At 60.8% G+C, this 14,320-nt stretch carries 13 protein-coding genes; 10 read left to right on the top strand and 3 right to left on the bottom strand.

Annotated features, from left to right (window positions below):
- Window positions 1-559: 559 nt before the first annotated feature.
- From G5253_RS07375 to G5253_RS07415, 9 genes are all read left to right on the top strand, one after another.
- Window positions 560-1,138 (top strand): DUF3305 domain-containing protein, encoded by a 579-nt coding sequence (locus G5253_RS07375; RefSeq protein WP_421203040.1) that lies wholly within the window; start codon window positions 560-562, stop codon window positions 1,136-1,138.
- Window positions 1,131-1,730, top strand: coding sequence for a DUF3306 domain-containing protein (locus tag G5253_RS07380; protein WP_421203042.1), 600 nt, complete (start codon window positions 1,131-1,133; stop codon window positions 1,728-1,730). The genes G5253_RS07375 and G5253_RS07380 overlap by 8 nt, the downstream gene beginning before the upstream one ends.
- Before the next feature lie 103 nt (window positions 1,731-1,833).
- Window positions 1,834-3,579, top strand: coding sequence for a 4Fe-4S dicluster domain-containing protein (locus tag G5253_RS07385; RefSeq protein WP_421203044.1), 1,746 nt, complete (start codon window positions 1,834-1,836; stop codon window positions 3,577-3,579).
- A gap of 10 nt (window positions 3,580-3,589) precedes the next feature.
- Complete coding sequence (locus tag G5253_RS07390; RefSeq protein ID WP_421203045.1) at window positions 3,590-4,207, top strand: TorD/DmsD family molecular chaperone; 618 nt, start codon at window positions 3,590-3,592, stop codon at window positions 4,205-4,207.
- Window positions 4,208-4,308: 101 nt separating this feature from the next.
- Complete coding sequence (locus G5253_RS07395) at window positions 4,309-4,512, top strand: transcriptional initiation protein Tat (RefSeq protein WP_005303194.1); 204 nt, start codon at window positions 4,309-4,311, stop codon at window positions 4,510-4,512.
- Window positions 4,513-4,535: 23 nt separating this feature from the next.
- Window positions 4,536-7,412 carry a formate dehydrogenase subunit alpha gene (locus G5253_RS07400; RefSeq protein ID WP_421203048.1) on the top strand — a complete coding sequence of 959 codons (2,877 nt, stop codon included), beginning with the start codon at window positions 4,536-4,538 and terminating at the stop codon, window positions 7,410-7,412.
- A 4-nt stretch (window positions 7,413-7,416) separates the two neighbouring features.
- The gene (gene fdh3B, locus G5253_RS07405; RefSeq protein WP_270905927.1) at window positions 7,417-8,043 is read left to right on the top strand and encodes a formate dehydrogenase FDH3 subunit beta; all 627 of its coding nucleotides are present in this window, start codon (window positions 7,417-7,419) and stop codon (window positions 8,041-8,043) included.
- A complete protein-coding gene (locus tag G5253_RS07410; protein ID WP_005334792.1) occupies window positions 8,040-9,011 on the top strand; it encodes a formate dehydrogenase subunit gamma in 972 nt (323 codons plus the stop codon). Before fdh3B ends, G5253_RS07410 begins: the two co-directional genes overlap by 4 nt.
- Window positions 9,012-9,170: 159 nt before the next feature.
- Window positions 9,171-9,581: a hypothetical protein gene (locus G5253_RS07415; protein WP_013723543.1), complete on the top strand. Its 411-nt coding sequence runs from the start codon at window positions 9,171-9,173 to the stop codon at window positions 9,579-9,581.
- An 87-nt stretch (window positions 9,582-9,668) separates the two neighbouring features.
- On the opposite strand, the gene G5253_RS07420 is transcribed toward G5253_RS07415, so the two are convergent.
- Entirely contained in the window at window positions 9,669-10,433 is a 765-nt protein-coding gene (locus G5253_RS07420; protein WP_199415398.1) for a substrate-binding periplasmic protein, read from the bottom strand.
- Between the two features lie 275 nt (window positions 10,434-10,708).
- Between G5253_RS07420 and G5253_RS07425 the strand changes: the two genes are divergently transcribed.
- Window positions 10,709-12,424 (top strand): NAD-dependent malic enzyme, encoded by a 1,716-nt coding sequence (locus G5253_RS07425; protein ID WP_199415397.1) that lies wholly within the window; start codon window positions 10,709-10,711, stop codon window positions 12,422-12,424.
- 87 nt (window positions 12,425-12,511) lie between these two features.
- Here the strand turns inward: G5253_RS07425 and G5253_RS07430 are convergent, their stop codons facing one another.
- Window positions 12,512-12,853 carry an RT0821/Lpp0805 family surface protein gene (locus G5253_RS07430; RefSeq protein WP_421203051.1) on the bottom strand — a complete coding sequence of 114 codons (342 nt, stop codon included), beginning with the start codon at window positions 12,851-12,853 and terminating at the stop codon, window positions 12,512-12,514.
- A complete protein-coding gene (locus G5253_RS07435; protein ID WP_421203053.1) occupies window positions 12,850-14,016 on the bottom strand; it encodes a hypothetical protein in 1,167 nt (388 codons plus the stop codon). The genes G5253_RS07430 and G5253_RS07435 overlap by 4 nt, the downstream gene beginning before the upstream one ends.
- Between the last annotated feature and the right edge of the window lie 304 nt (window positions 14,017-14,320).

A 14,320-nucleotide genomic window follows, 5' to 3' on the forward strand; every position in this document is an offset into this window, starting at 1 on the left:
ACTTGAGGCTATATGTTCATTTAACAATGATCGAACTATCGAGGATCTGGAGCTAGTCCCAAGCATGAAGGGGTGCCCACCTTACCTGTTCAGTTTGGCGAAGCTGCTTAAAGTTTCGTGCAGGCAAGTGAGGCCGCCTTAGTGAATCCCGTAGTTATCAGTTCACGCCCTGTGTGACCGGATACAAACAGTTCAAAATATCTTCTCCGTGGCGAACTAGCCACAGTTCCCTCCCAGCCCTATACCATTTCAAAATTTCAGTTTCCATAACCCAGCCAGTTACACCTAACAAACTGAAAAATTTAATTTATCTTGTACATTGGTCTTACTCCGTATGTTGGGCTTCGCTGCGCTCTGCACCAACCTACGCCTGTGCCAACCCATATCCCGCACGACGACCCAACCCGCATCAAAGCCCCCATCGGCCACCAAACCTGCCTTGGCCCCACTCTTGCTATGTCTTATCCCATTGATGGCCGTGGCCGCCATAAATCTCCAGCTGTGATCCGCCCCGACCGAGGTGGATTACGGGGGAGGGCGGCCCGGCAGAGACCTTCTGATGGGAGCCGTGACAGTGCAAGACACCACCAATACCTTGCCCCCGCAGCGCTGGCTGCAACTGGAGTTAAAGGCCATCGACAGCCAGGTTGGCCGCTGGCAGAGCCGCCGTTTCGAGATTGCGGCGCTCCATCCCGCCGAGCCTGAGGCTGCCGGTGCCTTGCCCCTTACCCTGTTTCGCGATGAGCGGGGGGATTATCGCTTCAATCTGAGCTCCGGTTCGCCCCGCCTCTTTGTCACCGGAAGCCGCGTAGACAGCGGCTTTGTGGCCGATGGCCTCACCCTGAGCCAGACCGTGGCTGCCGCCTATATGGATGGCGAGCGGCAGGTGCTCTCCTGCCCGCTGCCCGAAGCGCTGCAAGCCTGGGTGGAGGCCTTTATCGGCCGCCACGGCGAGCTGCTGGAGGCCCGTCGCAAGGGCAAGAAGGGCAAGGGGCGGGCGCAGGATCAGCTGGGCCTCGATACGGCTGTAGCGACATCAAGAGATACGTTAGATCAAGCCAGCTGTGGCGCCGTTAAAGCCACCGGCCCCGATGGCCGCGAGCGTGGCAGTGACAGCGGAAATCGCGCCCATGAGTGAGTTCCTCAAACGCTGGTCGTCACGCAAGAGTGAGGCGCGCAAGCATCAGGCATTGCAGCCACGGGAAGAGGCCATTCCCGTGGCGGTTGCCGCCCCCATCGAAGGCAGTGGCGAAGGTAAAACTCCAGATACATCGCTGGATAGCCCCGTAGTCAGCACTGACAAGGGGAGCTGTGAACCCCTTGCCGTTGAGGGGGCCGAGAGTGGCGAACCGCAGCTAACAACAGCCCAGCCGGGCAAGGCAAAACTCCCCGACAAGGAGGCGCTGCGGGCCATGTTTCGCAGCCATAAGCCGGATGGGCTCGACGACTACACCCAGGATTTCAGCCAGCCCGAATTGCTGCCTGCGGCCCTGACCGCCGGGCTGCGCAACTGGCTGGTAGATCAGGTAACCGCCCCGGAGAGCGAATCGGCCAATCCGGCCAGCGGATCCTCTGAACCGCTGGCGCTTGTCAGCGAACCTGCCGCCGAGCCGCCCGAGCTGGCTGATAACCATTCTCAAACCCACACCGACGATCGGGACATTTTGGTTTCCTCTGGTGGACAAAATGTCCCAACCAAAGGTGGGGGAATGGAACCCTCAGGATCCTGACTCCCTGTCAGTCACTTTTTTTCCGGGGGAGTTGGCTCGCCTCTTGCTCTCTCGGCTTACCAACAAGCGCCCATCCCATGAGGTGGCGCGCACAGGAGCGTATGTGAGCACTGAACAAACATTGCCAAATCTGACCCCAAATCTGGCCTCCAATCTTGCCCATGGGGCGGGGGCGGCCGAGCATAACGCGCGCGCTCGCGCCTATGCCCTGCAGCATACGGTCAAGACCGACAACCTGATCCCGGCCACTGTCTCTTACCAGAGTCAGGGGCGCCTGCTGCTGGTCGGCCCGGAAGATCGCATTCGCCGCGCTGCCAGCCTGCTGCCCGCCGGGGTGAAGCCCACCCTGCTGGTGACCGAAGTGGTCCACGATGCCGAGGCAGCAGATCTCGAAACCATTTTCGATGCCACCGCATCCCTCGCGGCCTTGACCCTGCGCGAACCGAGCCTGACAGGCTATCTGGGGCAGTTCCAGCTCACTGGCCTCAATGGTCAGGGGGAGCGTATTTCTCTGGCGGCGATCTGTTTTACTCAGCAGGCTGCGGAAAATGGCGAACCGCGCTTTGATCTGGTAGCCGATCTGGGCCGCGCTCCGCTTTTTGCGCTGGAGCGCCCGCCGGTCGGTTATCTGCATCTCTTTGATGACCAAGGGCTTGCCGAACGGCTTGCCGAGCTCTGTGCCCTCACCGGTATCTTCGACAAGCCGCGCTATTTTCGCCTCGACCCCGAGGCCTGCGCCTTTACCGCCCGCGGCGTGCCCGGTTGCAGCCGCTGCCTCGATGTCTGTCCGACCGATGCCCTCAAGCCCATCAATGGTCGCATCCAGATCGATCCCCATCTCTGTCAGGGCTTTGGCAGCTGTGCCTCTGCCTGTCCGACCGGGGCGATTGCCTATCACCAGCCCGATGCCAACACCAGCGGCGACTACCTGTTCCGCCTGCTCAAGCACTATCGGGAGGCGGGCGGCGACGCGCCGCAGCTGCTCATCGCTGGTGAAAACGAGCGCGAATGGGTGGAAGCCGAACTCACCCGCCTGCCCGCCAACTGGCTGCCAGTCTGGGTGGAGGAGAGCGCGAGTTTAGGCATCGAGAGCTGGTTTGCCGCCCTCGTCTATGGCGCCAGCGCGGTGCGCATTGCGCTGGGCGACGATGCTCCCGCCAGTGTCCGTGCGCTGGTTGAGCGAGAGCTGGCGAGCGCCGCCGTGCTGTTGGCGGGCGCTGGTCTTGCTGCCAATCGTATTGCTCTGTTTAACGGCGATGCCGAAATGGATGAGTCTCTTTACGCGCAGTCAGCCGTTGCCCTGTTGGACAAGCCGCTGAAAGGAGACAAACGGGAGAACCTGTTTGCCGCCTTCGATGCCCTCTGGCAAGCCAACAATGGCGGCCGCGAGCCACTGGCGGTGCCCCACGGCGCCCCTTACGGCAGCGTGGAGCTGAAAGAAGCAGACTGCACCCTCTGCATGGGCTGCGTGGCGGTCTGCCCGAGCCGCGCCCTGCATGCGGTGGGTCATGCGCCCGGCCTCAACTTTATCGAGCAGGATTGCATCCAGTGCGGCATGTGCGAAAAGGCGTGCCCCGAGCAGGCCATCGTACTGATGCCCCGCCTGCAACCCGTGCCCGAGGCGCGCCGCGCCGTGCAGAGCCTGAAAGCCGAAGAGGCGGCCTGCTGCATTCGCTGCTCCAAGCCGTTCGCGCCCGCCTCGATGATCCGCCGCATCCAGCAAAAGCTGGCCGGTCACTCCCACTTCCAGAACGAGGCCGCCCAGCGGCTGCTGATGTGCGAGGACTGTCGGGTCAAGGATGTGTTTGCAGCGCTGGCGGCGGATCCCGTCTCCCAGCTCAAGGTATGAGGGGCCAGTGATGAGTGAACAACATAACGAAAAGGCTGGCGAGCTGACCATGACCGAACTGGCACAGAGCAGCGCCGATCTCTACGCCCTGCTGGCGAGTCTCTGGCGCGCCGCTCCCCGTGGTGAACAGCTCGCCTGGCTGCAAGGGTTGCAGCCGATGCCGGGCCCCTTTGCCAGAGGGCTGGGGCTGGTGCAGCTGGCGGCCAGCAGCCACCACGAAAACGAGCTTGCCGAGGAGTATCAGGATCTCTTTATCGGGCTGGGGCGCGGGGAGATAGTGCCGTTTGCCTCCTGGTATCTCACCGGCTCTTTGATGGAGCTGCCGTTGGCAGTGCTGCGCGCAGATCTGCAGTCCCTCGGTTTCGAGCGCCAGAGCGGAGTGTGCGAGCCGGAAGATCATCTCGCCGCCCTCTGTGAGGTGATGGCGGTGTTGATTGCCGAGCAGCACCCGGAGCGCAACCGCTTCTATGAGCGCCACCTTGCCCCCTGGGTACTCGCCTGCAGCCGCGATCAGCAACAGGCAAAAGGGGGTAGCTTCTACCGGGCAGTCGGGGCCCTTGCCGAAGATTTCTTCAAGCTGGAAAACGAATTGCGCCTGCCGTTTGGCGCCTGCGTGGTGCCGGGCTGAATGCCTCTATCCACTCACAACAAAACGAACAGACGAGATATCCCATTGGACGCGAAGCTGGCGCGCAGGCGCCGGACATTACAAAAACAGAGGTCACAAGAATGAGCGATGAACAGCTGAAAGACCCGTCCCGCCGCAATCTGATCAAGGGAGTTGGCGTGGTTGCCACCATAGGCGTGCTGGCCGGTGCCACCGGTCGGGTGGTGGGCAAAGAGGTGCTGACCCACGATACCGAGCCTGACAAGGGCTATCGGGAGACCCCCCATGTTCACGACTTTTATCGCACCCTGCGCGGCACCGACTGAGCCGGATCAGTGAAGGAGAACTCATGAAACTGACAAAACGTGCCGAGCTGCCCCAAGTGGGCGAGCAGGGCAATGAGGCCATTCGCGGTCAGGGGCTGACCCGCCGCGCCTTTATGGTCAACTCAAGTCTGGTGGCCGGTGGCGCCGTGGCGGCCGGTTGGCTGGCCCCTGCCATGATGCAGCGGGCCGAGGCCAAAACCGTGGCGGCCGAGGTGCCGGTCGAGGTGAAGCGCACCATCTGTTCCCACTGCTCGGTGGGCTGCGGCGTCTATGCCGAGGTGCAGAACGGTGTCTGGACCGGTCAGGAGCCGGCGTTTGATCACCCCTTCAACCTTGGCGGTCACTGCGCCAAAGGGGCGGCCCTGCGCGAGCATGGCCACGGTGAGCGTCGCCTCAAATACCCGATGAAGCTGGTGGGCGGCAAGTGGCAGCGCATCAGCTGGGATCAGGCCATCGAAGAGGTGGGCAACGAAGTGCTGCGGCTGCGCAAGGAGTCCGGCCCCGACAGCGTCTACTGGCTCGGCTCCGCCAAGCACTCCAACGAGCAGGCCTACCTGTTTCGCAAGATGGCGTCCCTGTGGGGCACCAACAACGTGGATCACCAGGCGCGGATCTGCCACTCCACCACGGTCGCTGGCGTCGCCAACACCTGGGGCTACGGCGCCATGACCAACAGCCTGAACGACATGCACAACAGCAAGTCGATCATGTTTATCGGCTCCAACCCGGCGGAGGCCCACCCGGTCGCCATGCAGCACATCCTGCTGGCGAAAGAGCGCAACGGCTGCAAGATCCTGGTGGTCGACCCGCGCCGCACCCGTACCGCCGCCAAGGCGGACATGTACCTCTCCCTGCGTCCGGGCACCGACGTCGCCTTTATCTGGGGCATGCTCTGGCACATCTTCAAGAACGGCTGGGAAGACAAGGAGTTCATCCGCACCCGCGTCTATGGCATGGACGAGGTGCAAAAAGAGGTGGCGCGCTGGACTCCGGCCGAAGTAGAGCGGGTGACCGGCCTCAACGAGCAGCAGGTCTATGGCGCCGCCAAACTGCTGGCCGACAACCGCCCCGGCTGCGTGGTCTGGTGCATGGGCGGCACCCAGCACACCACCGGCAACAACAACACCCGCGCTTACTGCATCCTCGAACTGGCCCTCGGCAACGTGGGCAAGAGCGGGGCGGGCACCAACATCTTCCGCGGCCACGACAACGTACAGGGGGCCACCGACTTTGGCGTCACCTCCGACTCCCTGCCCGGCTACTACGGGCTGGAAGAGGGCTCCTGGAAGCACTGGGCCCGGGTGTGGGACGTCGATTATGAGTGGATCAAGGCACGTTTTGACAACAAGGCCTACAACGGCAAGTTGCCGATGAACAACAACGGCATTCCGGTCTCCCGCTGGGTGGATGGTGTGCTGGAGAACGCCGATCTCATCGAGCAGGGTTCCAACATCCGCGCCATGTTCTACTGGGGCCATGCGGTCAACTCCCAGACTCGCGGCCCGGAGATGAAGAAGGCGATGCAAAAGCTCGACATGATGGTGATTGTCGACCCGTACCCCACCGTCGCCTCGGTGATGAACGATCGCACCGACGGCGTCTACCTGCTGCCGGCCACCACCCAGTTCGAGACCTATGGTTCCGTCACCGCCACCAACCGCTCCATGCAGTGGCGCGACAAGGTGATTGAGCCCCTGTTCGAATCCAAGGTCGACCACGAGATCATGTATCTCTTGAGCAAGAAGCTCGGCTTTGCCGACCAGCTGTTCAAGCACATCAAGGTAGAGAACAACCAGCCACTGCTGGAAGACATCACCCGCGAATACAACCGCGGCATGTGGAGCGTGGGCTACACCGGCCAGAGCCCGGAGCGGCTCAAGGCGCACCAGCAGAACTGGCACACCTTCCACAAGACCAACCTCAAGGCTGAAGGGGGCCCGGTCAGTGGCGAAGTGTACGGTCTGCCGTGGCCCTGCTGGGGCACCCCGGAGATGAAACATCCCGGCAGCCACATCCTCTACGACACCAGCATTCCGGTCTCGGAAGGGGGCGGTGGTTTCCGCGCCCGCTTCGGCATCGAGTATCAGGGCGTCTCGCTGCTCGCCGAAGACTCCTGGCCGAAGGGAAGTGAAGTAGAAGACGGCTATCCCGAGATCACTGCCGATCTGATGAAGCAGCTTGGCTGGTGGGATGAGCTGACCGAGGCCGAGAAGAAAGAGGCCGAGGGCAAGAACTGGAAGACCGATCTCTCCGGCGGTATCCAGCGGGTCGCCATCAAGCACGGCTTTGTGCCGTATGGCAACGCCAAGGCGCGCTGCGTGGTGTGGACCTTCCCGGATCAGGTGCCCAAGCACCGCGAGCCGCTCTACACTCCGCGCCGGGATCTGCTGGCCGACTACGCCACCTGGCCTGATTCGAAGAGCCTGTGGCGCCTGCCGACCCAGTACGCCTCGGTGCAGGAGAAGGATGTCAGCAAGGAGTTCCCGATCATCCTCACCTCCGGCCGTCTGGTCGAATACGAGGGGGGCGGCGACGAGACCCGCTCCAACCCCTGGCTGGCTGAATTGCAGCAGGAGATGTTCGTCGAGATGAACCCGGCGGATGCCAACGATGTCGGCGTGCGCGATGGTCAGGACGTGTGGGTGGAGGGGCCGGAAGGAGGCAGAGTGAAAGTGAAGGCGCTGGTGACCCCGCGGGTCAAGCCGGGGCTCGCCTTTATGCCGTTCCACTTCGGCGGCCACTTCGAGGGCAAGGATCTGCGATCCAAATATCCGGAAGGGTCTGACCCCTATGTGCTGGGGGAGTCGGTCAACATAGTCACCACCTATGGTTATGACCCGGTCACCCAGATGCAGGAGACCAAGGTCACCCTGTGCCGTTTTCGCAAAGTAGGAGCCTGATCCCATGGCCAGAATGAAATTCATGTGTGACACCAATCGCTGCATCGAGTGCAACGGCTGTGTGACGGCGTGCAAGAACGAGAACGACGATGCCCTCGAGTGGGGCATCCAGCGCCGCCGGGTGGTAACCCTCAACGACGGCCTGCCAGGTGAAACCTCCATCTCGGTCGCCTGCATGCATTGCACCGACGCCCCCTGCATGGCGGTCTGCCCGGCCGACTGCTTCTATCACACCGACGACGGCATAGTGCTGCACAACAAGGATCTCTGCATCGGTTGCGGCTACTGCCTGTTTGCCTGCCCGTTCGGGGCGCCCCAGTTCCCGAAAACCGCCGCCTTTGGCGATCGGGGCAAGATGGACAAGTGCACCTTCTGCGCCGGCGGCCCGGAAGAGGATCACAGCGAGGCGGAGCGCCAGAAGTACGGTGCCAACCGCATCGCCGAGGGCAAGCTGCCCATGTGTGCCGAGCTCTGCTCCACCAAAGCACTGCTGGCAGGGGATGCGCAGGTGATCTCCGATATCTTCCGCGAGCGGGTTGCCTATCGCGGTGCCAAGGATGCGGCTTGGGGTAATGGCGATGAGCTGTTCCACGATGCCAGCAAGCTGAACAAGCAGGGAGGGGCGGCATGAAAACCTGGCTAATGGCCCTGTTTGCTGCCCTGCTGCTGGTGAGTACCGCAAGTTTCGCCGATGCCGAGAAAGAGGCGGTCGGCTTTGCCGGCGCCGATTATTGGCGGGCGGTGAAGGATGGGCAGGAGGGGGTGACCACCTCCCGCTCGCCGGAGCACGGGGTGCTAATCTCGGTGCCGGGCCAGCTCTGGTTTGAGGTGAAGACCAAGTGGGTGTCGCCGCTCGGTGCCATCGCTATTTTCGGGTCGCTCGCCATGTGTGGCCTGATGTATCTGGTGGTGGGGCAGACCAAGCTCTCCAAGCCGCGCACCGGGCGCAAGCTCAAGCGCTGGAGCAGGCTGGATCGGGCGCTGCACTGGACCACGGCAGCCATGTTCCTGACCCTCTCCGGGTCGGGGCTGGCCATCATCTACGGCAAGTACTTCATCAAGCCGGTGGTGAGCCTCGGGGTGTGGGAGAACTGGATCTGGTTTGCCAAGGTGTTCCACAACTATGTGGGGCCGCTCTTCTTCCTCTGCCTGATGGGGGTGCTCATCAAGTGGTTCCGCCACAACATCGTCAATATGGTGGATGTGCAGTGGTTCATGAAGTTTGGCGGCATGCTCGGTAAGCACAAGGGAAGTCACCCCTCGGCGGGCTTCTCCAACGGCGGCGAGAAGGCGATCTTCTGGCTACTGATCTGGTTTGGCGGCATCGTCGTGGCGACCGGGCTGTTCCTCGACTTCCCCATCTTCGGCCAGCTGCGCCGTCAGATGGAGTGGGCCAGCTTTATCCATATCGTAGGCGCCTTGATCCTTATCTGCGGCTTTATCTTCCATATCTACATGGGTCTGTTCCAGCTGGAAGGGGCGCTGGAGGGGATGGTGACCGGCGAGGTGGACGAGACCTGGGCCAAGGAGCACCACGACCTCTGGTATGAAGAGGTGAAACACACTCTCGATGAGCCCAAGGCGGGCAAATCAAGCTGATGGTCGACAAAGAGTAAAGAGAAGGGGCGCTGCGGCGCCCCTTTTGATGGCGGGTCGATCGTGATGGCAAATTGATTGAGCGATGCCGCAAACGGCGATGGTTATTTGGGCCACCTTGAGCAACAGTAACAGGGGTTCCATTCACACAAGGGATGACAAATGATGAGAAAAGCATGGCTGGCAGCGGTATGTGCATCTGCGCTATTCGGTGGTATTGCGGGCGTGGCGCAGGCGGCTGACGGGATCAAGACCCAGCAGGTGCAGTTCAAGAAGGGGGAGTCAGGGGCAACCATCAACGGCACCATTCAGGGTAGCCAGACCCTCGATTACAAGCTGACGGCCAACAAGGGCCAGAGCATGGTGGTGATCCTGACCGGCAAGCCCTACTTCAATATTCTGCCGCCGGGCAGCAAGGGGGAGGCGATGTTTATCGGCTCTACGGAAGGGAACAACTTTGAGGCAACCCTGCCCGCCAAGGGCACTTATACCATTCGGGTCTACCAGATGGGGGCGGCCGAGAGCAGCAAGGCCAAGACGCCGTTCAAGCTGGAGGTGGGCATCAGCGGCTAATGCCGGCCGCTGACAAGCATCACAGAGGTGGTGGCCACAAAGGGCCGCCACCGTTGTTTTATCCCCTCTGTTTTTGCCTCGCCAAGGTCAATATTCCCCCCGGGCCAGCCGCTCGAAGTAGCGCTGATAACGTCCGCTGGCAATGGCCTGCTGCAACTGCTGATTGAACTGATCCCGCAGTTTGGCTGAATCCGGCATCTTGCGCGGGAACATCACGAAGCTGTCGTTGCGCAGAAAAGGGGTCTGACTGTGGGTGATGAGTGCCGCGCTGGCGGGGTCGAGCTGGCTCTGCAACTCGGCCAGACCGACTCGCAGCTCTTGCGGATAGAGGTCGATCCGACCGCGCAGCAGCTTGCCGAAATTCTGCTTCACGTCGGTGACTTTCTGTTGGGTTACCTTGCCATCGGCCACCATCTTGTCCAGCTCGGGCCCGTAGCTGTAGGCGATATCGCCCCCCAACCGCATGCCGATGATCTGCTCAAGGCGCTCGGCCTGCAGCTGCCGTGATTTGAGGGAGAAGAAGACAAACTGCTCCTGCAGCACCGCTTCGCTGAACAGAAAATCCTGCTCCCGCTCAGGTTTATGCATCCAGACGGCGGTGGCATCGTAGAGCTGGCTGTTGGCCGCCAGCGAATAGACCCGGCCCCAGGGGGCGAAGTGGAACTTCACCTCATAGCCCGCCTCCTTGAACAGATCGCTGATAAGGTGGGCCACGGGACCGTGCTGTTTTGATTGCTCGGAGACGAAAGGGGGCCATTCACCCACGATGATGTTCAGTTCTCTCCCTTGTGCGGCGAGAGCTGACTGGCAGGCAAGCAGTTGTGACAGGGCAAGGAGCAGTATCAGACGCATGGCGAGAGGAGGCAAAAGCTGGCTGAAAAAGTCGAGGGCATCAGGTCACTCCCGGCTGCGGCATGGTGAAACGTTGCGGAATTGATCGCAATGCTAGCATGAGTCTCATTCCTCTCCGTGGATATTTATCACTCGGGGAGCGAGATGAGCGGATTTTGGCCACAGGGTATGCCCAAGCTCACAAAACCGATCGAGTAAACGTCATATGATTGATTTCATTATGAGTCTTGCTCTCCTGCCGAACGGCAATTTCACGTAAATCAAAGAGAATGACTATGGCTACCGGACAATATCTGCTGTGGAAAGATGCACAGGGACAGGATTTTCGCCCCGTTGCGCTGACCGGCACTGATCTGCTTAACAATCGATACCTCAACAAGGGCACGGCCTTCACCGAACAGGAGCGGGCCGATTTTGATCTCGATGGTTTGCTGCCGCCTCAGGTACAAACTTTTGAAGCCCAGCTCGAGCGAGTGTATGAGGGGTTCAAGAGCGCTTGCAGCGATATCGAGAAGTACCAGAACCTGCGTGCCCTGCAGGATCGCAACGAGACTCTCTTCTATGCCCTGTTGTCACGCCATGTGGAGGAGATGACTCCCTATATCTATACCCCGACCGTGGGCAAGGCGTGCCAGGAGTTCAGCCACCGCTTCCAGAAGCCGCGCGGCCTCTACATTACCCCGGACAACGTGGATGACATGGGCAGTCAGGCCCGCCACTTCGATGCCAAATCGATCCGCATCATAGTTGTCACCGACAGCCAGGGCATTCTGGGGATCGGCGACCAGGGTGTTGGCGGCATGGGGATCCCCATCGGCAAGCTGGCGCTCTATACCCTGGGGGCCGGTATTCACCCCGCCTGCTGCATGCCCATCGCGCTGGATGTGGGCACCGACAACCAGAAACTGCTCGATGATCCCATGTATCTGGGGCGCCCGCACAAGCGCATTCGCGGCAAGGAGTATGAAGAGTTCATCGACAAGTTCGTACAGGGGGTCAAGCGCCACTTCCCCAACGCCGTGCTGCAGTGGGAAGACTTCAGCAAATCCAATGCTTTCAACAATCTGGCCCGCTACCAGCAGTCACTGCCGTCATTCAACGATGATATTCAGGGCACCGGTGCCGTGGTGCTGGCCGGTATCATCGGCGCTGTCAAGGTCAAGGGGGAGACCCTGGGCCAGCAGAACTATCTGGTCTACGGCGCTGGCGCCGGTGGGGTTGGCGTCGCGGATCAGATCTGCGCGGGAATGATCCGCGAGGGGATGGATCCGCAGGCGGCCCGCGATCGCATCTACATTCTGGATACCCAGGGGCTGGTGTGCGACAACCGGGACGGGCTCGACGAGTACAAGCGTCGCTACGCCAAGCCGGGGCTGCTGCTGGCGGGCTGGGATACCGAGGTGCCCGGCAAGGCCAATCTGGCCGATGTGCTGCGTCATGTGCCCATTACGGTGTTGCTGGGTACCAGCGGCTCGGGCGGTGCCTTCCAGGAAGAGCACATCCAGCTGATGCTGAAACATTGCGAGCGCCCCATGGTATTCCCGCTCTCCAACCCCACCGCCAACTGTGAAGCGCTGCCGGAAGATATCTACCGCTGGAGCAAGGGCAAAGCCATCGTTGCAACCGGTAGTCCGTTCAAGGATGTGAGCTACGAAGGGCAGGATTTTCGGGTCGGGCAGGGCAATAACGTCTTTATCTTCCCTGGTGTAGGTCTGGCGGCCATCGTCAGCCAGCTCCGCGAGATTACGCCCGATGTCTTCACGACCGCCGCCTTTGCGCTGGCCGAGTGCGTGAGTGAGGTGGATTTGGCGAAAGGGGCCGTTTATCCCCGCATTCGCGAGCTGCGCAGCATCTCGGTGCATGTAGCGACCGCCGTGCTCAAGGATATCGTGCGCCGGGATCCCTCCCACCCGCTAATCGGTCAGGATCTGCAGCAGCATATCCTCAACCACATGTGGGAGCCGGTTTACCTGCCCTATCGTCGGGTATAACCGCGTATTCACCGCCCGGATAGCGGAGCGGTAAAGATGACAAGGGGGTAGCGCTGCTACCCCCTTTCGTTTACCCCGTGGCATTCACTAAGTTCGCAATGGCCGCCAGCGCCCTTGCTGATTGCGACAGGCGGTATCCTGCCACTGCTGGCTCGCCGTGCCGATATAGAGTTGCTCGCGATAGTCGCGGCACCACTCCCCACTGGGATGGCGGAAGGTGCGTAGCGGGGTGACGCTACCCGAGTGACGGTTAGCCGGATTGAACCAGGTGAGGCTCTGCCCTTTGGTGCGGGTTTCCAGCGCCTTGGCGAGTGCCTGATTGGCCAGTTGAACATCGGCCTTATCCATCTGATGGTAAAGCGGCGGGGTGTCGACCGTGGCGCAGCCAGTGAGGCCGAGCAGGAGGAGTGGTAACAGATATCGCATCATGGTTGCCCCTGTTGGCGAAAACCGTTGTTGAGCAGCACCCGCTCCTGCTCATCGGTAAGCACTTGCTGGCGATCATCGACCGTGCCATCACCTCTTAGTTTGTTGCCGTTGGCATCGACAGCATCCACACCGTTGTCATCGACCGTGCCATCGCCCCTGAGTTTGTTGCCGTTGGCATCGACAGCATCTACGCCGTTGTCATCGATGGTTCCATCACCCCTGAGCTTGTTCCCGTTGGCATCGACGGCATCCACACCGTTGTCATCAACGCCATTGCCAAATCCGCGGCCACCCCCATGGCGTTCTCCCCCTGCATGTTTTTCTCCACCAGCATGCCGTTCACCTCCACCATGCTGCTCTCCGCCGGCATGCTCGCCTTGGCCGCCACTGTCATCGCTGCCCCCATCGCTGCCACCGCCGCTGTCGCTGCCTCCGCCGTTGTTGCTGCCTCCGCCGCTGTTGCTGCCTCCGCCGCTGTTGCTGCCACCGCCGCTGTTGCCACCACCACTGCTGCTGCCCCCACCACTGCTGCCCCCACTGCCACCATCGCCATCTTTGTTGTGAACGATCAGCTCATTGGCGATGTAGCTGTGGCTGCCATCGAGCAGCAGATTGAAGAGTGCGGTAGTGGGAGGCGCCTCGATCCAGCAGAGTGACTCAACCAGCAGTAATTCCGGCTGGGATTGCAGGGCCAGATTGCCCGTCACCATGACAGGTGCCGGGCGACACATTATCTGCATGCCGGTAAATAGCGGCAGCACTGCCAGTTGCGGGTTTTCGGTTCGTGTCATGGCCGGTGAGATGGCTGCCCAGCCCCGCGTGGTCAGCAGAGGGTGTTCTGCGGTAAAGAACGGGGGCAGATCATTGATCCCGTAGAGTCTGCGTTTGCCCAGTATGACCCGTTCGACCGCCAGGATCCGGTTACTGCCGCCGTGTTGATCCAGCACTCGTTCACCGACCCGGAGCGTCTCTATGGGGCGGGTGGAGCCATCGGCCATCGTGATGCGAGTGCCGGCGATAAAGCAGGACTTGGCATAGGCCTGATTCATTTGCCACTTATTGTGGGCGAAATCATAACTGAACGGGTTTGCAAACAGGGCGAGTGCGATGGCCGAGCCAATAAGCAATCTGCGCTGGCTGGCCTTGAATGGGGGCTGTGACATGGGGACTCCTTGTCCATCTTGATTCACAGGATCCATTATAGAGCGCCCCCTGGCGGTGGCATCTTTGACCATGAACACAATAAACATGATGGAAAAACGATTGGCGTTCGTCACAATAATGCGTAAAATCGCATACTCGATGCTTGTAGCAACGAATCCCGCCTAAAAAGCCAGTTTCATGCCCTTCCCAAGCAGTAAAAGGTAACAGGTGACGCATTTGTGTTCATTTTGTGCCTTGAAAAAGTCTTGTGATGACTGAAAAGTGATAAATATCCCCATCAGTTATCAAAAAATTAAGGACATC

The organism is Aeromonas sp. 602658 (genome assembly GCF_049173005.1).
GTDB lineage: Bacteria > Pseudomonadota > Gammaproteobacteria > Enterobacterales > Aeromonadaceae > Aeromonas > Aeromonas veronii_A.

Coding starts and splice junctions, on each gene's coding strand:
- G5253_RS07430 (WP_421203051.1), bottom strand. CDS start 12,853: ATGATGCGATATCTGTTACCACTCCTCCTGCTCGGCCTCACTGGCTGC.
- G5253_RS07420 (WP_199415398.1), bottom strand. CDS start 10,433: ATGCGTCTGATACTGCTCCTTGCCCTGTCACAACTGCTTGCCTGCCAG.
- G5253_RS07395 (WP_005303194.1), top strand. CDS start 4,309: ATGAGCGATGAACAGCTGAAAGACCCGTCCCGCCGCAATCTGATCAAG.
- G5253_RS07415 (WP_013723543.1), top strand. CDS start 9,171: ATGATGAGAAAAGCATGGCTGGCAGCGGTATGTGCATCTGCGCTATTC.
- G5253_RS07400 (WP_421203048.1), top strand. CDS start 4,536: ATGAAACTGACAAAACGTGCCGAGCTGCCCCAAGTGGGCGAGCAGGGC.
- G5253_RS07425 (WP_199415397.1), top strand. CDS start 10,709: ATGGCTACCGGACAATATCTGCTGTGGAAAGATGCACAGGGACAGGAT.
- G5253_RS07435 (WP_421203053.1), bottom strand. CDS start 14,016: ATGTCACAGCCCCCATTCAAGGCCAGCCAGCGCAGATTGCTTATTGGC.
- G5253_RS07375 (WP_421203040.1), top strand. CDS start 560: ATGGGAGCCGTGACAGTGCAAGACACCACCAATACCTTGCCCCCGCAG.
- G5253_RS07390 (WP_421203045.1), top strand. CDS start 3,590: ATGAGTGAACAACATAACGAAAAGGCTGGCGAGCTGACCATGACCGAA.
- fdh3B (WP_270905927.1), top strand. CDS start 7,417: ATGGCCAGAATGAAATTCATGTGTGACACCAATCGCTGCATCGAGTGC.
- G5253_RS07410 (WP_005334792.1), top strand. CDS start 8,040: ATGAAAACCTGGCTAATGGCCCTGTTTGCTGCCCTGCTGCTGGTGAGT.
- G5253_RS07380 (WP_421203042.1), top strand. CDS start 1,131: ATGAGTGAGTTCCTCAAACGCTGGTCGTCACGCAAGAGTGAGGCGCGC.